Raw genomic sequence first — 21,202 nt, 5'->3', positions numbered from 1 at the left:
GCTCTTTCCTCGCAGAGTGACCGGGCATCAGCGCAATATTCTTCGCGAACTCATCACTGATACTGCAAAAACAGGGCCATAACGCGCGGACAAAGAGAAAATTAACGGTTTTTAACGTGATGATGTTAAAGGGATTTTTTCAGCATGGCAGAAGGGCAAAGCCGGGCGCACCATCGCGGGGAGCGGGTGCGCCGCAGCGGGGCGACAGGTTACAGTTCGGGGTGCATCCGGTGCCATTCGGTCACCTGTTGCCAGGCCCAGCCGCCCTGGATGGCGCGGGTTTCATCAAAGTGGGCCGCGACCAGCTGGAAGCCGATCGGTGCACCCGCGGCGGTTTTGCCGCAGGGCAGGGTGATGGTCGGGTGGCCGCTGCTGTCAAACGCGCTGGTAAAGCGCAGCACACCCCGGAACAGCTCGTCGTCGGTGCCGAAGCGGTCCATGGTTTCCCAGGTCAGCCCGGCAAAGCTGTTGGCGGGGGCGAAGATCAGATCGACCTGCTCAAACAGCGCATTAAGGGTGCCGCGCAGGCTGGCACGGCGCAGCCACAGCTTCTGGTACTCCAGCGCACTCAACGAGTGGCCGAGGTCGAGTAATCCGGCCAGCCCTGGCCCGTACTGGTCGCGCTGCGCCGGGAAGGTTTTTTCATGAGCGACGGCCGTTTCTACCGCGCACAGTGCGCTCCAGTCACGGGCCGCTTCATCGGTGTCTGGCATGGTGATCGGGACTATTTCTGCCCCCAGCGCGGTCAGGGTGGTGAGCACCTGAGTCAGGGCGCTGCGTGTCTCGGCATCCACACCGTCCAGCGCCCAGGCGCTGTCGAGGCCGATGCGGCATTTTTTCAGCCCTTTGGTCATCAGCGCCAGGTAGTCGGGAACGGGCTGGGTGCTGGAGGTCGGGTCTTTTTCATCGCGCCCGGCAATGGCCTGCAACATGGCGGCGGCATCGGCGACGGAACGCGCCATCGGGCCGATATGGTCAAGCGACGCGGCCAGTTCAAATGCACCGTGGCGGGTGACGCGGCCCCAGGTCGGTTTGATGCCCGTCAGGCCATTGGCGCTGGACGGGAAGCGAATGGAGCCGCCCGTGTCGGTACCTATCGCGCCAAAGCACAGCCCGGCGGCGGTGGCCACACCGGACCCACTGGACGACACGCCGGTCCACAGCGGCTCTCCCCAGGGATTGATGGGATGGGTGACCTCGGGATGGTGATCGGCAAAGGCGCTTTCTGTCTGTACCAGCTTGCCTAAGATGACCGCCCCGGCTGCCCGGAACCGTTCCACGACCGTGGAGTCTTCCGCCGGATAGAAATCTTTATGGATGCTCATACCGTGGGTGGTGGGGGCATCTTTGGTCCAGATCAGATCTTTCAGGGCGATGGGAACGCCGTGCAAGGGGCCACGGAAGTGCCCCCGGGCAATCTCATCATCAGCCTGCTGCGCCTGTTGCAGTGCGCTTTCGTTCATGACATGCAGGTAGCTGTGCAGCGTCGGGTCGAGGCGGGCGATACGTGCGAGCAGGTGTTGTGTGACCTCGACGGAAGAGAGTTCGCGTGACTGAATACGCTGGCCGACTTCTGACAGGCTGAGATAGTGCACATCGTTCATGATTGAGCTTCCCGTAGGCAAAGTGGAGTTGACCTGTTGAAGCTAAAGCAGTGGGCAACGGTGGGCTTTGTTGAGATGGACAAGAAGTGTGGCGGGGCAGCCACTGAGTTTTCATGGCGCTCCCTATGGTTTCAAAGCTGCCATAATATTGCGATAATTTGTTCTGATCGACCTGTGACGATGGCCTGCAGGATTGTTCAGGTCAACGTCAAGGGCATTTCGCTTTCCCGCTTAGAGCGTCATGTGATGGTGGTTTTAAAACTGACCGCGAGCACAGTTTTTGCGGGGATGGGGCCAGCTTGAGGTAAGCCGGACGTCACGCGGCAGGGATGCCGCGAGCCGAGGCCCGCAAGGATGCGGGTTTTGCCGATCCGGCGTGCTCAAACTGGCCTCAGACCGGAAGCCAAACTGGCAGCCACAAAAAATGACTGGGGATCTCTCAGTGGTCGGCCCTTGCGCTAAGTTGAGTTTAACCCAATCCGTTCTCCACCAGTGCCGAACGCGAAATATCCGCCACTGATTTCATGCCGGTCAGCGTCATCGCCACGCGCATCTCTTTCTCGATCAACGTCAGCAGATTTTCCACCCCAGCCTGACCTGCTGTTGCCAGCGCATAAAGATACGCACGGCCCAGCAACACGGTATCCGCGCCCAGCGCCATCATCCGCACCACGTCCAGACCGTTGCGGATGCCGCTGTCGGCCAGAATGGCGATATCGCCTTTCACCGCATCGGCAATGGCGGGCAGCGCACGCGCCGTTGACAGCACGCCGTCCAGCTGACGGCCGCCGTGGTTGGATACCACAATGCCGTCGGCACCGAAGCGCACCGCATCGCGTGCGTCGTCAGGATCGAGAATGCCTTTGATGATCATCGGGCCATCCCAGAACTCGCGGATCCACTCCAGATCGCTCCAGCTTATAGAGGGATCGAAGTTATTCGCCAGCCAGCCAATATAATCTTCCAGCCCGGTGGGTTTCCCGAGATAGGCGGAGATATTGCCCAGGTCATGCGGCTTGCCGTGCAGCCCAACGTCCCAGGCCCACTGCGGATGGGTAACGGACTGCAAGTAGCGGCGCAGGGCGGCGTTCGGGCCGCTCATCCCCGAATGCGCATCGCGATAGCGCGCGCCAGGCGTCGGCATATCCACGGTAAACACCAGCGTGGAACAGCCTGCGGCTTTGGCACGCTCGAGCGCATTACGCATAAAACCGCGATCTTTCAGTACATAGAGCTGAAACCACATCGGGCGGGAGATCGCCGGGGCCACCTCTTCAATCGGACACACCGATACGGTGGAGAGGGTAAACGGAATACCCTTCGCCGCGGCGGCTTTCGCTGCCTGCACTTCACCACGGCGGGCATACATCCCGCACAGCCCGACCGGGGCCAGCGCCACCGGCATCGACAGTGTTTCGTTAAACAGCGTGGTTTGCAGGCTGAGGGTGGACATATCGTTCAGCACACGCTGTTTTAGCGCGATCTGCGCCAGGTCATCGACGTTACGCCGCAGCGTATGTTCTGCGTAAGCGCCACCGTCAATATAGTGAAACAGGAACGGGGGCAGGATGCGTTTGGCTGCGGCACGGTAGTCGGTTCCGGCTGAAATAATCATCGATTTTCTTCCCTTGTGACATCGGTATCGTCATCCGGCAGGCGAGTGCTGCGCTGCTGCCGGGCTTCATTTTCATGCAGGGTTTTGAGCGTGGTCTGCACAAAACCCAGGTGACTTTTCGCCGCCTGGCTGGCCCGTTCCGCATCGCCCGCGAGGATCGCCAGCAGCAGTTCTTCATGCTGCTCCGTCAGGTGAGCAAAAATCGTCGGTACGGTGTACATACGCTGGCGGCTGTGTGCCACGGAGGATTGCAGCAGATCGAAGAAGCCGCGCATGGTCTGTAACAGCACCACGTTATGCGAGGCTTCAGCAATCGCCAGATGAAAGCGCACATCGGCCTGCGTGGCCATCTCCGGTGACAGACTCTCCTGCTGCTGGATGGCGTCATAACAGCTCTGCAGCTTTTCTTTATCAGCATCGGTCGCCCGCAGCGCCGCATACCAGGCGGTGCTGGCTTCGATGGCATGACGTGCTTCCAGAATATCGTTACGGTAGTCCGGATCATCTGCCACCAGCGCTTTCAGCGGCTGGACGATGCGCTGTTCCGACCACGGTGGCGGCGCTTCACACAGGTAATATCCCCCGCCGTGGCGGCTGAACAGCACCCCTTCACCCACCAGCTTTTTCAGGGCTTCACGCAGTGAGGATCGCGACACCGTCAGTTCATCCGCCAGTTTACGCTCGGATGGCAGGCGGGCGCCTGCCATCAGCTGGCGATCGGCGATCAGCGTTCGCAGACGATCGATCAGTGAGCCTGAGGCGGTCATGGGATCATCCAGGTCAGCACGTAGGCCTGTAGCGTGGTGATCACCCCAACCATACAGGTGAAGATCAGGCTGTGTTTCACGGTAAAGCGGAACAGGTCCGACTCTTTCCCGACCAGCCCCACCGCCGCACAGGCAATGGCAATCGACTGCGGAGAGATCATCTTCCCGGTCACGCCGCCCGTAGTATTCGCTGCCACCAGCAGCAGATCGGACACGCCAATCTGCTGCGCCGTGGTGGCCTGCAAGGCGGCAAACAGGGCGTTAGACGAGGTATCCGACCCGGTCAGGAACACGCCCAGCCAGCCGAGGAACGGCGAGAAGAAGGTGAACGCAGGGCCGGTATGGGCCAGCGCCAGTGCCAGCGTGGCTGACAGTCCGGAGTAGTTAGAAATAAAGGCGAAGGCCAGAACCATGCCGATAGAGTAGATGGGCAATGCCAGTTCTTTCAGCGTGCTGCGGAACGTCGACAGGGCATCAGCAGGTTTCATCTTCAGATAGACGATGGAGATCAGCGCCGCCACGATAATCGCGGTACCGGTCGCCGACAGCCAGTCGAATTTAAACACCGCCGCGTAAGGCGTGATGGCGTTGACCACGGGGGGCATCTTCGCCACCAGCTTGTCGAGGAACGGGATGGGGATATTCACCACCAGGTTGTACAACGCACCGCCAGGTGCAAACAGCGCCTTGAACGGGGGAATACTCCACAGCGTAACGGTGGCGGTCAGGAACAGGAACGGCATCCAGGCACGGACAATCTGCCCGGTGCGGTATTTCTCCACCACCAGTGGCTGTTCAGGGGCATTATCCGCCGGTTTAAAGCGGAAGATGCGCACCGGTTTCCACACGCGCAGGAACAGCGTCAGACATACCAGCGACACCAGCGAAGAGATGATGTCCGGCAGTTCAGGGCCGAGGAAGTTAGAGCTGAGATACTGGGCAAGGGCGAACGATCCCCCGGCCACCATCACCGCAGGCCAGGTCTCTTTGATCCCACGCCAGCCATCCATGATCGCCATGATCCAGAACAGCACGATAATGGTCAGGAACGGCAGCTGGCGGCCAACCATCTGGCCGATCTCAAAGCTGTCCAGCCCCGTGACCTGCCCGGCAACAATAATCGGTATCCCCATTGCCCCGAAGGCCACGGGGGCCGTATTGACGATCAGGCACAGACCCGCCGCATACAGTGGATTAAAGCCAAGGCCGACCAGCAGCGCAGCGGTGATCGCCACCGGTGCACCGAACCCGGCGGCCCCTTCAAGAAACGCACCGAACGAGAAGCCGACAATCAGCATCTGCAAGCGCTGATCGGGGGTGATCGACAAAATTGAGGCACGAATAATATCGAACTGCCCGGTTTTCACCGAAATTTTATAAACAAAAACAGCAGCGATAATAATCCAGGCAATCGGCCATAGTCCGTAGAAGAAGCCATACACCACCGATGCCAGCGCGCGATCCACCGGCATGCGGTAAAGAAACAGCGCCACCATCAGCGCCAGCACCACGGTGATGGTGGCGGCGAGGTAGCCTTTCAGCTTGAGCTTAATCAGCGCAAAGAAGAAAAACAGGATAGGGATGGCGGCGATCAGGCTGGATAGCCAGATATTGTTCAGCGGGTCATACACTTGTTGCCAGGGTTGCATGCAGGGTTCTCCAGAGTTTTTCTCCCCCTGCTGATTATGGTCCTACCAATTCAGCTGTCTGGGGTTAACAGCTGCTGATAGTTAATATTTTGTTAGTTGAATACAATGATTGTTGCGCAATTTTTGCTTTTCTGTGGCCGGGATGACTGTTTTTTTACGATTGGTAGGACCATGTTGGGTGAAGAAGTGAGGTCAGAGGGGGGAGATAAAAAACGCACCCGCAGCGGATGCGTTGAACAGAAGAGGGCCCGATTAACGCCAGGCGCTGTGGCCGACGACCGAATATTTTCCGCCGCCCTGGAACAGGATCGCCAGTGAGGCGAACGCAAAGAAAGCCATGCTCTCAATCGCCCAGGCTCCGACCGGGCTCAGGCTGAAGGTGTCGCCGAGACCCGCCAGCAGCCACGCCACCACCATGGTGCCAATGATTGTCAGGGCTGAGAGGCGGCAGAGAATGCCGAAGATCAACAGTAGCGGGGCCACCACTTCTCCGATCAGCACGCCGTAACCGATGAAAGACGGAAGCCCGTGCGCGGCCAGCATGCCCTGAATGCCGCCAATGCCGGAATGCAGCTTATGCCAGCCGTGGAACAGCATCAGGCCGCCGACCGTCAGGCGCAGCAATAATTTGGCAAAATCAGGATGAGAAAACAGCTGGTTAAAGCGGGTAAGCGTATTGGCTATCATCATTGTTATTCCCGTGTGAGGTTATCATCAGATAATACTCATTCTCATCTTTTGGCATACGGCTACTGACGGTAGCCTTGTCCAAAGTCAAAAAATGCGGGGAATAGTGGGAAGGTTTCAGGAAAGGCGTGGATGGGTCCAAGGGACTGACCGAAACAAAAGGTCAGCCCCCACAGGAACCGTGTTGCTCTGTGTTGTTGAAACCGGCTATCAGAAGCCCATCGTTACGCCCGCATAGTACGCGCGACCCGGTTCATTATAAGTAGAAGCGCCGTCATTTTCGCGGTAAATCTGCTTATCAAACAGGTTGCTGACGCCGCCTTTCACACTCAGGTTTTTGGTGAACTTATAGTTGAGATTCAGCCCGACAAGGGAATATGCCCCGATCTCTTTACTGGATAGCCCGCTACTGCCTTCCAGACGGCTTTCCACAAATTCACGCGGCTTCTGGCGTCCGTACAGCGTCCAGTTCAGCTCGGTGGAGAACTTATCGGTAATCTGATAATCCAGCATCGAGTTGATGGTGTACTTAGGGATGATCGACAGCGGGTTACCGGTTTTTTTGTCTTTCGACTCCAGCATATAGGTGGCATTAGTCCGCCAGTCGAGCACGTCACGCACCACCGGGATCGTCAGGCTGGCTTCCAGCCCTTCCACCAGCGCTTTGCCACCATTTTCCCATTGCAGGATGTTATAGCCGTTAGAGGCGGTGCCGAGCAGGTCGGTGCCGGAGACGATTTTATTTTTGTAGTCATTGCGGAACCAGGTCACACCCGCGGCATAGCCATCAGCAGCAAACTCCAGCCCCAGCTCTTTATTGACGCTGACTTCGGCATCCAGATTGGTGTTACCCAGCAGATAGCAACTGCCGGTAGCAACTGAAGTCGGACAGCCGTTACCCCGGGTGGCCAGCAGGTAGCCTTCGCTTGACTGGTAGAGGTTCGGGGCTTTAAACACCCGCGCAATACCGGCTTTCAGTTTGAACCCTTCACCCAGGTCCTGAGAGAAGTTAAAACTCGGGCTAAAGTTACTGCCGAATTCACTGTGGTGATCAAAACGCACGCCCGGGATCAGGAAGGTGCCTTCCCATGGCTGGATATTATCTTCGACGTAGAGTGCGGCCGTGGTCGCGCTGTTCTTGCTGCTGCGATTGGCCGGATCCCCCGACATATCGCCGATGATCACGCCGCTGGCATCGGTGGCTGACATGGAGGTGCTGTCGTCCAGCTTTTCGTGATTCCACTCAGCGCCGAGGGTCACGGTTTGCTCAATCCAGCGGTCCATCGGCATATTGGCTTCCGCGCTGGCACGGTAATTTTCCAGTCGACTGGTGCTGTACTCGTCGCTGTTAATCATCCCTTCCACGCGTCCGGTAGAACCTTCTTTCAGGCGCGTGTTATTGGTTTTTTCATAGTTGAAGGCGAGCTTAGAATCGCCCCATTCCCAGAAGCCGTTATGGGTCAGGCCGTAAGACTGACGGTACAGGCGATTCGTCTCGGAACCGTACAGCGAGTCGACCAGGCCACCGGGGCTGATGTTGCCATTGCTGTACTGGGTATCTCCGGCGTAGATATTGCCCTGGCGGCTGTAGCCATAGCTGAAGTCGAGGATCTGCGAGGGGGTCATTTTCCAGGAAACCAGCGCATTAATATCTTTGTTACGCACCCCTTCACGGCCCGCGGCATACGCGCCGTTTTGCGCCTGGTTGATATCGGCGGCATCGGCGTCGGTTTTGTTGAGGTTACCGTAGAGGCGCATGGTCAACGCGTCACCCGCCAGCGGGCCGCTCAGGCTAAAGTTGGCACGTTTGGTGTCACCTTCTTTGCTGTTTTCCGGCTGGTTGGTAAACAGCGACAGGGAACCGTGCCAGTCTTTGGTCGGGCGCTTGGTGTGAATATTGATCACGCCACCGGCGGCACCGGATCCGTAGCGGGCGGCGGCCGGGCCACGCAGCACTTCAATACGCTCGACCATTTCAGCTGGTACCCAGTTGCTGTCGCCACGGGTATCACGTTCGCCTTTCCAGCTGTAACGCACGGAGTTACGCGAGCTGACCGGCACGCCGTCAATCAGGATCAGGGTGTTTTCCGGGCCCATACCGCGAATATCAATCTGGCGGTTATTCCCCCGGCTGCCGTTAGCACTGTTTCCGGTCAGGTTGACGCCGGGCATTTTGCGGATGATGTCGGACAAATCGTTCACTGGCGGGTTCTTCGCGATATCCTCTGCCGTGATGATAGAGACGCCAGGCTGTTGTTTTAACTCCTGTTCTGCTGTTTTTTGTACCAGCAGCACATCTTCCACGTCACTGGCGGGGGCGGTATCGTCATCGGCACTGGCCGTCCCGGCCAGCGTGGCGGTCAGTAGCAGTGCCAGAGGGTGTAATCGAAAGCGTCCATTCCTGTTCATCGCATCATCTCAAATTGTTCGGTGTTGTAAGAGAATGTGCATGATAACGATAATTGTTATCATTTCTATGGTGGGAAATACGAATCCTTAAAATCTCCACAATTGGCCAGTTTTGTCAGTAAAAGTCAGTGGTTATATTTAATTCGCTATAAATCAATTGATTGCATCCTTCACATTTGGCTCGCAATCTTCTTATTTGATACGGATTGTGAGGTTTGTCTGTTTTGTGAACAGCGGATGCCATGTTCTGTCTACCCATCCTGCCAGGCAGTCGTTATTATCCCGCAACAAAATCGAACGCGAATCGTTCTCATTTTTGCTACTTATCTGATTCTCAGGAGAGAAAATGCGCTTCCCTCAGGCCTTCGTTTTATCGCTGTTTTCCGCCATGCTCGCCTGTGCGCCTGCGGCCTTTGCAGCAGATGCTCCCGCACTGACGGTCGTGCACGCGCAGGGTTCCACCGCTGTGCCGAAACATCCGCAACGTGTGGTGATCCTCAGCCCGGCAACGCTGGATATTGCTGATGCCCTGGGGATTAACCCGATGGGGGTGCCACAAACCAGCGCGCACTATCCGCAGCATCTGGCGAAGTACAATGGCAAGGCGTATCTGAATGCCGGCACGCTGTTTGAACCCAACTTTGAAGCCCTGAGCAATGCCAAACCCGATCTGATTCTGGCCGGTGCCCGCGCTCATGATGCCTATGGCAAGCTGAGTGAAATTGCCCCGACCCTCTCACTGGATCTCGACCCGAAACACTTCGTGCAAAGCCTGACCGAACGTACCGAACAACTGGGAGCGATCTTCGGTAAAGAAGAGAAGGCACAACAGGTGATTGCGGCGTTTAATGCCCAGATTGCTGACGTGCGTAAAGAGTCCGCCACCGCCGGTAGCGCGATGATGCTGATGATTAACGGCGGCAAGATCAGCGCGCACTCACCGGGTTCACGTTTTGGTTTTATCTACGATGTGCTGGGATTTAAACCGGCCACGGCTTTCCCGGAAACCGGCAAACACGGTAATGCGGTGTCGCCTGAGTTCATCATGGAAGCGAATCCTGACTGGCTGTTTGTGCTGGATCGCGACAGCGCCATTGGCCGCAAAGAGGGCGTATCCGCACAGCAGGTGCTGGATAACCTGCTGGTGCGTAAAACCAATGCCTGGAAAAAACAGCAGGTGGTCTATCTCGATTCCGGTTCGCTTTATATTGCAGGCGGCATTCAGAGCTACAGCAATCTGATGACTCAGGTGAAGCAGGTGCTGGATAAAACGAAAACCCAGCCGTAAATGAAATCCGTAGCCTTTATTGCAGGCCTGGCATTACTGCTGGGCCTGATTGTTTGCAGCCTGTTTGTCGGCGTCAGCCGTGTCACTCTGCTCAGTCTGTGGTCAGATCCTGAAATGCGGGAGATCCTGCTGATCAGCCGTTTTCCCCGTACCGCCGCGTTACTGCTGGCGGGGAGCGCGATGAGCGTGGCAGGGCTGATGATGCAGATGCTGACGCAAAACCGCTTTGTTGAGCCTTCGGTGGTCGGCACCACGCAGTCTGCCAGTCTGGGACTGCTGCTGGTGATGATCATCAGCCCTGCCGCGCCGATCATGCTGAAAATGGGCGTTGCCACACTGTTTTCCCTCGCAGGCACCGCGTTGTTTATGCTGATGATCCAGCGTATCCGTATGAAATCCTCCCTGATGGTTCCACTGGCCGGCATTATGCTGGGCGCGGTTTTCAGTTCAGTCACCACCTTCCTTGCGATGAAGTTTGATCTGCTCCAGTCGCTGGGCGGTTGGGAATCAGGCGACTTTTCCAGCGTGATGCAGGGACGCTATGAACTGCTGTGGGCGGTGGGCGCGATCACACTGCTGGCAGCGGTGATGGCTGACCGCTTTACGGTGGCGGGCATGGGGCGTGATTTTTCGGTCAATGTCGGGCTGCACTATCGCCGCGTGATGCTGATGGGGATGGCAATGATCGCCATGATCAGTGGCGTGGTGGTAGTGGTGGTCGGCGTGCTGCCATTCCTGGGGTTGATTGTGCCTAATATTGTCAGCCTGGCGCTGGGTGACAACCTGCGGCGCACCGTGCCCTGGGTGGCACTGGTGGGCGCGATGCTGGTGATCGGCTGCGATATTCTCGGCCGTCTGATCATCCACCCGTTTGAAATTCCGGTCAGTGCGCTGCTTGGCGTGCTGGGCGCGATGATCTTCCTCGTGCTGATTGTGAGGTCGAAACGCCATGCGCACTGATGCTTTGTCACCCGGCAAACGCCTGTTGCTGCTGACGACGCTGCTGCTGGTGCTGATGGGGATTTTCATGACCCTCGGTCTGCACGGCAATATCGCTTATATCCTGCGGCATCGCGGGCAGATCCTCGCCACGATGGTGCTGGTCGGTTTCGCCTCCGGCATCAGTACGTTGCTGTTTCAGACCCTGACCCGTAACCGCATTCTGACGCCGTCGGTGATGGGGCTGGAGTCGCTGTTTGTGTTGATGCAGACGCTGCTGATCTTCGCGCTGGATGTCGGCGGGCTGAATATGCTGGGCAGCGTAGGGCGCTTCATCGCCGAAAGCGCACTGCTGGTGATGTTTGCCACGTTGCTGTATCGCTGGCTGTTAGGGGGCGCCGGGCTGGATCTGCACCGGGTGCTGCTGATAGGCCTGGTGTGCGGCACGCTGTTCCGCAGTATCTCGGGCCTGATGCAGCGCCTGATGGAACCGGGTGAGTTCGCGGTGTTGCAAAGCCGCATCTTCGCCACGTTTACCCGTGCCGACAGCGATGTGCTGCTGATTTCAGCCGGGGTGATTGCCGTGGTTGCCACGCTGGTCTGGCGATTGCGTCACCGTCTGGATGTGATGGCGCTGGGGCCGGATAGCGCTATTGCGCTTGGTATTGCCTGGCAACGTCATGTCACCGGTTTACTGCTGCTGATCTCGCTGCTGGTGGCGGTCTCGACCGCGCTGGTGGGGCCGATGATGTTCCTCGGCCTGCTGATCGTCAATCTGGCCTATCCGCTGATGGGAAGCTGGCGACATGCGTATCTGCTGCCCGGCTGTGTGCTGATTGGCATCATCACGCTGGTGGGCGGGCAGTTGATTTTGGAACGGCTGCTGGATATGGCCGGGACGCTGTCGGTGGTGATTGAGTTTAGCGGTGGGGCATTGTTCATCTATTTACTGCTGAGAAAGGGCGCCAAGTGATCGACATTAAGCAGGTCAGCAAACAGTACGATACTCAGCCGGTGTTACAGAACATCTGCGAAACCCTGCCATCGTCAGGCATTACCTCTATTATCGGGCCAAACGGTGCCGGCAAGTCAACGTTACTGTCGGTGATCAGCCGCCTGCTGAAAGCGGACAGCGGCGTGGTGACGGTGGACGCGCTGGACGTCAGCGATGCCAACAGTGAAAAACTGGCAAAGGTACTGTCAGTGCTGCGCCAGGAGAACCATTTTACCAGCCGTCTGACGGTGTGGGATCTGGTGAGCTTTGGGCGTTATCCCTACAGCAAGGGGCGGCTTAATGAAAATGATCGCCAGCATATTGAGCAGTCGCTGGCGTTTCTTGATTTGCTGCCGTTGCGTCATCGCTATCTGGATGAGTTATCCGGCGGTCAGCGCCAGCGCGCCTTTGTGGCGATGGTGCTGTGCCAGGACACGCAATATGTCCTGCTGGACGAGCCGCTGAACAATCTGGATATGAAGCACAGCGTGGCGATGATGAAGCAGCTACGACGCGCCGCCGATCAGTTAGAGAAATCCATCGTGCTGGTGATCCACGACATTAACTTTGCCTCGGCATACTCCGACTTCATCCTGGCGATGAAGGACGGACAGGTGGTATTCCGCGGTACGCCTGAGCAGGTGATGGTGCCAGAGGTGATTGAGCAGATCTTCGATCTGCCCGTGACCGTTGAGCAGGTCAATGGCCAGCGTATTGCGATGTATTACCGCTAACACAGTAGGGCAGGAAAAAGTGCTGCCCTGCACATCATTTTATTGCGTACCACCATCAATCTCATCCTCATCTTCCTGCGTATACAAAATGTGTCTGTGTTATTGACAGAAACCTCACATCTCGTGATCTCATTAAATTCACCATGTCATCAATTCATTTATGAAAGTTTCACGGCGTTTTTACAATGATTACTTTTATTTCCATGTTTTTTGAATGCAAAAGCAAGATTTGGAGTGTTGTGTCGATAGGGTGTTTATATTGTTGGGGGCGGTGTGAGAATAACAACGGATATGTGTTTTGAAAAATATAAGGATATGTAATGAAACTCTACTCATTTCATTTGTCATCAGCATCAATACGCATTCGCCTTTCACTGGAATATAAGAAGCTTGATTATAAACTGATCGAAGTGGATTTATCCAAGGGGGCCCATCAGACAGGGGGGTATCATGAATTAAACCCTCAAAAACTGGTTCCAACACTGGTTGATGGTGATGTTACCTTGACTCAATCAATCGCTATTATTGAATACTTAGAAGAGAAGTACCCTGACAGATATCCACTTATTCCTGAATCTCCAGAAGATCGGGCAAGGGTGAGATCTATCTGCCAGTTTATAGCAAGCGAAATGCAACCTTTAACAAATGCCCGAGTCAGGTTGTATATGACCAGTCATCATGTAACACCGCAAGATATTCATGCATGGTGTGTACACTGGATACGGTCCGGCCTTGAAATATTGGAAGCTATTTTAGTTAATGAGTCAAAAAAAGGACGTTATTGTTATGGTGATAAACCCACCATTGCTGACGTGTTTTTAGCTTCTCAATTGTTTCTTGCTCGTCGTTTCATTTCTGATTTTAATCATTACCCCAGAATTATGTATCTGGATAATATTATTTCTCAGGTTCCCGGTTTTAAAAAAGTACTGGAACAATCTTATCTTGGTGTTTAATGATAAAAATGCATAGGAAAAATTATGAATGCTATTAACGGGCATCTGACAGGAATCCATCATATAACCAGCGGGGTTTCTGGAGCGCAAGAGGACGTCGATTTTTTTACAAAAATACTGGGCCAAAGGATGATCAAACAAACCGTGTTGTTTGATGGTGAAAACCCTGTTTATCATTTGTATTATGGCAGTCAGGATGCTCAGGCGGGATCGATTATGACAACGCTACCCTTTAAAGATCTCGGATACAAAGGGCGAAAAGGAAGCGGCCAGATCAGTGCAGTTGCCTATGCTATTCCACCCGGATCGATGGCGTTTTGGGAACAACGTTTATCCTTGCATTTAATAAAACCCATCACGAAAAAATATAAATTTGGTGCGGAATATATTGAATTTGAACACCCCTCTGGACTTGTTTTTGAATTAACGGAATCAGAGGTTAATGATATCCAGGGTTGGGTAACTGATGAAATCCATGACGATCATGCTATTCGAGGTATTTTTGGCGTGACACTTTCTGTGCGGGATTACACTGAACAAGCACGTTTTTTCACGGATGGTCTTAAGATGACGCTGGCCGCTGAAGATGGCGCTTATCAACGCTTTCATATTGGCGCGGGCGGCCCGCAGCGTACCATCGATGTCCTGTACGATCCATCCCTACCTCAGGGAACCTGGGGATTTGCACAAGGTATCGTGCACCATATTGCATTTGCTGTTGAGACAGAGAAAGAACAGTTAGAAATTAAAGAACACCTTGTCGGATTAGGCTTTCCTGATGTGTCAGAAATTAAAGATAGAAATTACTTTCATTCTATCTATGTACGATCGCCTGGCGGTATTCTCATCGAGTTTGCTACTTCTGATATTGGTTTTTGTATTGATGAAACCCCACAGGCACTAGGCAGTAATCTGATGATTCCTCCCTGGTGGAAAGATAAGGAAAGTGAATTTATGGATAAGCTAGAGAAAATAAAAATTGATTAAACTTTTTTTAAATTCAATGAGTGCAGATGTTTTTTGATGTAATTTTCAGTTAAGGCGGTCAGGTATGATGGCATCAAAGCAAGAGCGGTTGCCGCGGGAATTTAATAAGATCTCATTTTCTAATCTTTTTGCTCAACTTTCGGAACAATTGGTTTTGGCGGGTGCGTTAATGTACGCCGCTATTTATTTGAATGCATCTGTCAGCGAGATAAGTTTCTTACAGTTAACGCAAACTCTACCCTTTTTATTGATGTCTATTCCTGCAGGATTGTTGGTTGATCGACTTTCAAGAACGCTGACGATGCTCACTGCTGAAGTATTACGCGCTTTGTCGTTAGTACTTATTTGTTTTTTTATATTCAAATCAAGTATTTCTATTCCTGTTTTGGCTGTGTTAGGTTTTATTGGTGCCACGAGTACCGTGGTATACAGTATTGCGGTGCCTTCTCTGGTTCCTGCATTAGTACCCAAACATAATATGGCCATAGCGAATGGACGAGTCGAATTAGCCCGCTGCCTTGCACTGGCTATTGGCCCCACTATTGCAGGTTATTTAATCGCTCATAGTGGAGTTTCAGTGTCCTTTGTCATTTCTGTTTTATTTTCGATGGTCGCATTTATTCTTATATTAAATTTAAAAGAACCTCCTCGTGTTAAGCAAGGGAAAAAACATATTTTATCGGATTTGAAAGTTGGGGCATTGTTTGTTGCCAGGAATTTACATCTGAGGCAGATGCTGTATACATCGATTGTTTTCAACATATCATGGTTTATATTGCAATCCATATATATTATTTATGCAATGAATAAGCTGAATTTTACAACGGACTTAATTGGCAGCAGTATGGGGGTTTATGGTATTGGGATGGTTGCAGGTGCAGTGATTATGCCATTTATCAGCAGGCGTTTATCTTTTGGAACACTGCTGAAGTTGGGCCCAACAAGCGCACTCTTTGGCGCGGTTTTGATGGCGGTGACACTATTTTATCCCTCTTATCCGATTGTGATTTTGAGCTATTTTTTCTTCGGTGTAGGACCAATAATATGGACAATTTCTTCCGTGACCTTACGACAAGCTATTACACCTGAGAATATGTTAGGCCGTGTATCCTCCCTGGTGATGATGGCGACTTTCGGCGCGCGCCCTATTGGGGCGGCATTAGGCGGTGTGCTGGGAACATATATTGGTATTGATAATTGCATCTGGGTTGTTTTGATTGGTTTTCTGATTCAGTTCATTATTATTTATACGGCAGGTGTTTCAAAACTGGCGAGCCTGGAATCATTGCCTGAACCGATCCCTCTTGAAAAATGAGATCAGGTCACTTCGTCCGCGTAGCGGGGAAGCGACCGCCATTCGCGACATCGGTACACTTAGCGTTGCTGACGTGAAAGCAGGGGGGGTCAGGTTTTGATACGCGTTGACCACCAGCACAGCAGCGAGCCGAGACTGACCATGCCAGCGCCTTGCCAGAAGTTGACCGACAGGCTGGCGTTCAGCATCCAGGCGGCCAGCATGGCCGAAAGCACGGGAATAAAATAGGACGCGGTGGCCAGCAACGTCACATTACCGTGCAGGATGCCGATGTTCCATGCCGCATAACCCAGGCCCATTGCCAGCGCAGCCAGTGCCAGACTCACCAGCACCGGAAACGTGATGGCCATCTCTGGCTGAGGTGCAGAGAAATATTTTATCCACAACGCCAGTGCGGTCAGCATAAAGAACAGTGTGATGCCGTTGCTTCCCCGGGCTATTTTTTGCGTCAGTACGCAGTAAAGTGCCCAGATCACGGCGCCCGCGAGGGCCAGCCCATAACTGAGGGGATTTGAGGCGATGTTATTGCCGATCTCCGCCAGCGACAACGTATGCTCACCCGCCAGCACTTTGGCGATCCCGACGAGGGAGACCGCCATTCCCGGGACGATCAGCAGGCTGCATTTTTGCCGGGCGATAAACACGGATAACAGGACGGTGAGGCTGGGCCAGAGATAGTTCACCATGCCCACTTCAATCGCCTGCGTGCCGCTACGGGCATAGCCCAGCGAGAGAGACAGGCAGATTTCATAGCTGACAAACAGCAGGCTGCCCAACAGCAGATAGGCGCGGGGAAATGTTTTTACCTTCGGGAATCCCACCGTCAGCAGCAACAGCAGCGAGCTGAGCGTGTAGATCATCGCGGCTCCGCCGACAGCGCCGAGCCCCTCACTGACACCGCGTATCAGCCCGACAATGGCGCTCCACAGAATGATGGCGATAAGCCCGGTCAGCGTGGCTTTTTTGTGAGTCATGGTGCGGTCCCTGCTGTGATGATGTTATCCGTCAGGATTTTACAGGGTAGAGGGCCTTTTCACATCGAATTGATGGCTTATGATGCCGTATCCGCTAAACGGCTGATATGAATACCCATCCAGGTTAATTCATCATTAGGTAAGCGGTACTGATATTTTTCCTGAATATAGTCGCGTACGGTACAGGCAATCGACATTGCCTGTGGGTGGAACTTCATCATCTCGTGATAAAAGTCATCACTGTGCTGTGTTGCGATTTTTTGTGCCATCACGCGCTCGGCGAAATAACGCAGGTGGGTAATAAAGCGATTGTAATTCACGCTGTTAATATCGATATTTCTATTCAGTTTATATCTGACGATTTCGGCAATACGGTTCACTAACTGAACCTGCTGATGCGCATTCCCGCTGTCCGGATCGCCGGAGGCATTAATCAGATGAAAGGCGATATGTACCGCTTCGTCATCATCCAGCGCCACCCGAAAACGGTCGTTGGCGAGATCGCGTGCCTGCACGCCGATCTGATATTCACGTGGGTAATAACGCTTCACTTCCCAGTTCAGCTTATTTGCCAGCGGATTACCCGCTTTGCAGCGCTCAACCGCATAGAAAAGATGCTCCGCCAGGGTGAAAAACAGTACGTTGTTCAGCTTCTCAACGTACTGTTTTTGCGCCAGCGCAATGATGTCGTGGGTCAGGTCAAAATACGCTGCCGGAACCGTATCGGTGAGTGAGAGAAAGTGCTGAGTTTTAACCCCTTCCAGTGGGATAAACACCTGTTCGATGGCATCCCTATCCACATCGGCACCGGGTTTGGCGCCAAAGCCGATCCCCTTGCCGAACAGAATCAGCTCGCTCTGGTCCCGTTGGACCAGCAGCATGCTGTTATTCAGCGATTTCTTCACTTTCATCGAGAGAGTTCCTTGACGGTCAGCTCAGGTCGCTGCCGTTACTGGCAATAACCTGTTGATACCAGTAAAACGAATCTTTACGCAGACGCGCCAGGCTGCCCTGTCCTTCATCATCCTGATCGACGTAGATAAAGCCGTAACGTTTGGACATCTGCGATGTGCCGGCACTAATAATGTCAATGGTTCCCCAACTGGTAAAGCCCAACAGATCAACACCTTCATCAATCGCGGCCTGCATTTGTTCAAAGTGTGATCTGAAGTAGTCAATGCGGTAGTCATCGTGTATCTGTCCCTCGACCACCACGTCTTTTGCCCCCAGGCCATTCTCGACAATAAACAGCGGTTTCTGGTAGCGGTCATACAGCTCCAGCAACGAAATTTTCAGGCCGACCGGGTCAATCTGCCATCCCCATTCTGACGCCGGCAGGTAGGGGTTTTTGACGCCCAGAACGGTATTGCCCGGAATGCGCTCGGCATCGGGCTGGGTGGATTCGGTGATCGACATGTAGTAACTGAACGACAGGAAGTCGACGGTGTGCTGGCGCAGGATCGTCAGATCGTCAGGCTGCATTTCCAGATGAATACCGCGCCGTTCCAGGTCGCGCAGGATCAGCGGCGGGTATTCGCCTTTGACCTGAACATCGGTGTAGAAGTAATTTTCCAGGTTCTTCTTCAGCGTGGCTTCCACATCCTGCGGATGGCAGGTGCGGGAATAGGTTGTCAGTTTGGTCAGCATACAACCCACCTGGCTGCCGGGGATTTTCGCATGACAGTCACGCGTCACCAGCGCCGAGGCAACAAACTGGTGATGCAGCCCCTGATAGATGTCCTGCACCGCCTGGCCGGGTGCGCATTTCTCTTCGCGGATCCCGGCGGTGGTGAACGGATGGCGATGAATACTGTCGATCTCGTTAAAGGTCAGCCAGTAGCGCACCAGATCTTTATAGCGATCAAAGCAGGCATTGCTGTAGTGCACAAAGGCATCCACCACCTTGCGATCAACCCAGCCGTTGTATTTTTCACTCAGCTTCAGCGGCATCTCATAATGAGACAGCGTGACCAGCGGTTCGATATTGTGCTTACGCATTTCACGGAACAGATCTTCATAGAATTGCAGGCCCGCTTCATTGGGCTCGGCCTCTTCGCCCGCGGGGAAGATGCGTGACCAGGCAATGGAAACGCGCAGCACTTTAATGCCCATCTCCGCAAACAGCGCGAGGTCCTCTTTATAACGGTGATAGAAGTCGATGCCGCGACGTTTCGGGTAGCGGGCGTCGTTAGTGCCGTTCAGTGCATCCTGGATGTTCTCATCGGTCAGCGCCATATGGCCGCTGTAATCCGTCAGGTCGAGATTGGATTTGTGCGCAATGGCATCGGCAACCGACGGGCCTTTACCCGCCACGTTCCATGCGCCTTCGGCCTGGTTAGCGGCAATGGCCGCGCCCCACAGAAAGTTTGGGGGGAAAACCGGGGTGTTCTGTTTCATACCGACTCCTTTAAAGTCATCACGTTCCAGGGATGGTCAACCGCAGTGGCGGAGGTGTTCGCTGACACCTGAAAACGCTCACTGTTGGTCACCACCATGACAACCACCGGATCAAATCCGGCGGCGATAATCGCCTCAAGATCGAACTCAACTAACAGATCGCCGGATTTAACCGACTGATTTTCTTTAACCTTAGGAGAGAAGCCGCGACCGTCCATTTTGATGGTGTCGATGCCAATATGGAAAATCAGCTCTGCGCCGCTGTCGGTGAGCATGCTGAGCGCGTGACCACTTTCGAACACGCTGCTGATGGTGCCGTCAGCCGGGGCAAACAGCGCGCCGCGGGTGGGGATCACCGCAATGCCGTCGCCCATCATGCCGGAGGAGAACACGTCATCATTCACCTGGGCTAAGGGGATAACGGTGCCCTCTGCCGGGCTGCTGAGCGCGAAGTCACTGACGGTCGTGGGAACGGGGCTGGCCGCCTGCTGCGGCTCTTCATGCCAGAACAGCAGGGTGGCAACAAAGGTGATGACAAACGCCAGCGCGGCACCCAGCAGGGCATAGAGGATATTGTATGGGTTATCGGCGGAGACAAACATCGAGATACTCGCCAGCCCCGGCCCCACCAGCGCAAAGGCTTCTACCGCCATCCAGCCAATAAAGCCACCGCCGATCACGCTGCCAACGATCACCGCATACAGCGCCTTTTTGTTCAGTAGCGTGATGCCATACAGTGCCGGTTCCGTAATGCCGCACAGGGCGGAAATGGCCGCCGACAGCGCGGTGGATTTTTTAATTTTGTCCCGGCTTTTGAAGTAGATGGCGAAGCAGGTCGCGGCTTCCGCTATGTTATGCGCCAGCGAAGCGGGCAGGTAGAGCATCTCCCGGCCAAACTGTGACATGGAGGCCACGACGTAAGGGATCATCGGTTTGTGCATCCCGGATGCCACCATAAAGGGCAGCACGCCTGCCAGCAGCGCGGTAGCCACAAACCCCAGTTTGCTGAACAGCCAGAAGATCACTGTGGCCATGCCTGCGCCCAGCTCATAACCCAGCGGGCCGAGGAACAGCAGCGTTACCGGCACGGTGACCATCAGCGACAGCATCGGTGAGAGAAACACCCGTACGGCAGAGGGAGAGTAGCGGTTAAACAGCTTCTCGGTTTGCGCATAGAGCAGGACGCACAGAATGGCGGGAAACACCTGCGAGGCATAAGCGACATTTTGCAGGTCGAGGGAGAGAAACTGCGCGCCCTCTGCCAGCTGTTTGGCCATCGCGGGCAGCACCATCACCGACACCGCGGAGACAGCCACCAGAATATTCACCTTCAGCTTGGTGGCGGTGGTGATCGCCACCAGGATCGGCAGGAAGTAGAGCGGGGCGGAACCGATGTTATCCAGCACTTTCCAGGTGGAGCTGCTGCGGCTGAGCCAGCCCATCAGATCCAGCAAAAGCAGCAGGGATTTCAGTACCCCGCCACCGGCAATCGCCGGGATCAGCGGCTGGAAAATGCTGATTACAAAGTCGATAAACCAGGCTCCGGGGCTGACGCGTGCAGACGCGGTTTTCGTACCCGGCTCGCGCCCGGCGGCCATGTCTCGCACGGCCTCATAAATGCCGATCACCTCTTTGCCAATGATCACCTGGCACTGCACATTGATGCGCACGCCGAGGATGCCGGGCACTTTTTCCAGCGCGCTCTGCTGGACCAGCCCGTTGTCATTGAGCGTCAGCCGCAGGCGGGTTGAGCAGTGCTCAATGTGGTCAATGTTATTGATGCCACCCACCAGGGTAATAATTTGCTTTGCCGTTTCCATGTGGTTCATCTGACGACCCTCTTTTGCGCAAAAAAAAAGACCTGAAGCCCTCCGGTGAGAGAGAGCT

At 54.5% G+C, this 21,202-nt stretch carries 18 protein-coding genes; 8 read left to right on the top strand and 10 right to left on the bottom strand.

Annotated elements, in window-relative coordinates:
- Positions 1-209: 209 nt before the first annotated feature.
- Positions 210-1,604, bottom strand: coding sequence for an amidase (locus HHI26_RS07405; RefSeq protein ID WP_171148859.1), 1,395 nt, complete (start codon positions 1,602-1,604; stop codon positions 210-212).
- A gap of 36 nt (positions 1,605-1,640) precedes the next feature.
- Here HHI26_RS07405 and HHI26_RS07400 point away from each other — a divergent pair, with 36 nt between their 5' ends.
- Positions 1,641-1,907, top strand: coding sequence for a hypothetical protein (locus tag HHI26_RS07400; protein WP_133843629.1), 267 nt, complete (start codon positions 1,641-1,643; stop codon positions 1,905-1,907).
- A gap of 166 nt (positions 1,908-2,073) precedes the next feature.
- On the opposite strand, the gene lldD is transcribed toward HHI26_RS07400, so the two are convergent.
- The 5 genes from lldD to HHI26_RS07375 all read right to left on the bottom strand — a co-directional run bounded on the left by lldD (position 2,074) and on the right by HHI26_RS07375 (position 8,731).
- Positions 2,074-3,219, bottom strand: coding sequence for an FMN-dependent L-lactate dehydrogenase LldD (lldD, locus tag HHI26_RS07395; RefSeq protein ID WP_159337394.1), 1,146 nt, complete (start codon positions 3,217-3,219; stop codon positions 2,074-2,076).
- Positions 3,216-3,986: a transcriptional regulator LldR gene (gene lldR, locus HHI26_RS07390; protein ID WP_171148858.1), complete on the bottom strand. Its 771-nt coding sequence runs from the start codon at positions 3,984-3,986 to the stop codon at positions 3,216-3,218. Before lldR ends, lldD begins: the two co-directional genes overlap by 4 nt.
- On the bottom strand, positions 3,983-5,635 hold the full coding sequence (gene lldP, locus HHI26_RS07385) for an L-lactate permease (protein WP_133843623.1): 1,653 nt from the start codon (positions 5,633-5,635) through the stop codon (positions 3,983-3,985). Before lldP ends, lldR begins: the two co-directional genes overlap by 4 nt.
- A 252-nt stretch (positions 5,636-5,887) precedes the next feature.
- Positions 5,888-6,322, bottom strand: coding sequence for a DoxX family protein (locus HHI26_RS07380; RefSeq protein WP_171148940.1), 435 nt, complete (start codon positions 6,320-6,322; stop codon positions 5,888-5,890).
- A gap of 210 nt (positions 6,323-6,532) precedes the next feature.
- On the bottom strand, positions 6,533-8,731 hold the full coding sequence (locus tag HHI26_RS07375) for a TonB-dependent siderophore receptor (RefSeq protein ID WP_171148857.1): 2,199 nt from the start codon (positions 8,729-8,731) through the stop codon (positions 6,533-6,535).
- 388 nt (positions 8,732-9,119) lie between these two features.
- Between HHI26_RS07375 and HHI26_RS07370 the strand changes: the two genes are divergently transcribed.
- From HHI26_RS07370 to HHI26_RS07340, 7 genes are all read left to right on the top strand, one after another.
- Entirely contained in the window at positions 9,120-10,019 is a 900-nt protein-coding gene (locus HHI26_RS07370; RefSeq protein WP_241008249.1) for a siderophore ABC transporter substrate-binding protein, read from the top strand.
- Positions 10,020-10,979, top strand: a complete 960-nt coding sequence (locus HHI26_RS07365) for an iron chelate uptake ABC transporter family permease subunit (protein ID WP_171148855.1) — start codon at positions 10,020-10,022, stop codon at positions 10,977-10,979. It abuts the gene before it with no gap.
- The gene (locus tag HHI26_RS07360) at positions 10,969-11,931 is read left to right on the top strand and encodes an iron chelate uptake ABC transporter family permease subunit (RefSeq protein ID WP_133843614.1); all 963 of its coding nucleotides are present in this window, start codon (positions 10,969-10,971) and stop codon (positions 11,929-11,931) included. Before HHI26_RS07365 ends, HHI26_RS07360 begins: the two co-directional genes overlap by 11 nt.
- Entirely contained in the window at positions 11,928-12,686 is a 759-nt protein-coding gene (locus HHI26_RS07355) for an ABC transporter ATP-binding protein (protein ID WP_167863865.1), read from the top strand. Before HHI26_RS07360 ends, HHI26_RS07355 begins: the two co-directional genes overlap by 4 nt.
- Before the next feature lie 320 nt (positions 12,687-13,006).
- Positions 13,007-13,642: a maleylacetoacetate isomerase gene (gene maiA, locus HHI26_RS07350; RefSeq protein ID WP_171148854.1), complete on the top strand. Its 636-nt coding sequence runs from the start codon at positions 13,007-13,009 to the stop codon at positions 13,640-13,642.
- Positions 13,643-13,666: 24 nt separating this feature from the next.
- Entirely contained in the window at positions 13,667-14,629 is a 963-nt protein-coding gene (locus HHI26_RS07345) for a VOC family protein (RefSeq protein WP_133843609.1), read from the top strand.
- Positions 14,630-14,693: 64 nt separating this feature from the next.
- The gene (locus HHI26_RS07340; protein ID WP_171148853.1) at positions 14,694-15,944 is read left to right on the top strand and encodes an MFS transporter; all 1,251 of its coding nucleotides are present in this window, start codon (positions 14,694-14,696) and stop codon (positions 15,942-15,944) included.
- A gap of 89 nt (positions 15,945-16,033) precedes the next feature.
- Here the strand turns inward: HHI26_RS07340 and yddG are convergent, their stop codons facing one another.
- The 4 genes from yddG to HHI26_RS07320 all read right to left on the bottom strand — a co-directional run bounded on the left by yddG (position 16,034) and on the right by HHI26_RS07320 (position 21,144).
- The gene (gene yddG / locus HHI26_RS07335) at positions 16,034-16,918 is read right to left on the bottom strand and encodes an aromatic amino acid DMT transporter YddG (protein ID WP_171148852.1); all 885 of its coding nucleotides are present in this window, start codon (positions 16,916-16,918) and stop codon (positions 16,034-16,036) included.
- A 77-nt stretch (positions 16,919-16,995) separates the two neighbouring features.
- Complete coding sequence (locus tag HHI26_RS07330; RefSeq protein ID WP_171148851.1) at positions 16,996-17,829, bottom strand: PRD domain-containing protein; 834 nt, start codon at positions 17,827-17,829, stop codon at positions 16,996-16,998.
- Positions 17,830-17,848: 19 nt separating this feature from the next.
- Positions 17,849-19,315 (bottom strand): family 1 glycosylhydrolase, encoded by a 1,467-nt coding sequence (locus tag HHI26_RS07325; RefSeq protein ID WP_133843601.1) that lies wholly within the window; start codon positions 19,313-19,315, stop codon positions 17,849-17,851.
- Entirely contained in the window at positions 19,312-21,144 is a 1,833-nt protein-coding gene (locus tag HHI26_RS07320; protein WP_133843599.1) for a beta-glucoside-specific PTS transporter subunit IIABC, read from the bottom strand. The genes HHI26_RS07325 and HHI26_RS07320 overlap by 4 nt, the downstream gene beginning before the upstream one ends.
- Between the last annotated feature and the right edge of the window lie 58 nt (positions 21,145-21,202).

The organism is Erwinia sp. JH02 (assembly GCF_013074405.1).
Classification (GTDB): domain Bacteria; phylum Pseudomonadota; class Gammaproteobacteria; order Enterobacterales; family Enterobacteriaceae; genus Erwinia; species Erwinia rhapontici.
Note: the sequence above shows the minus strand (reverse complement) of the source record. Positions and strands in the feature narration are given on the sequence as shown.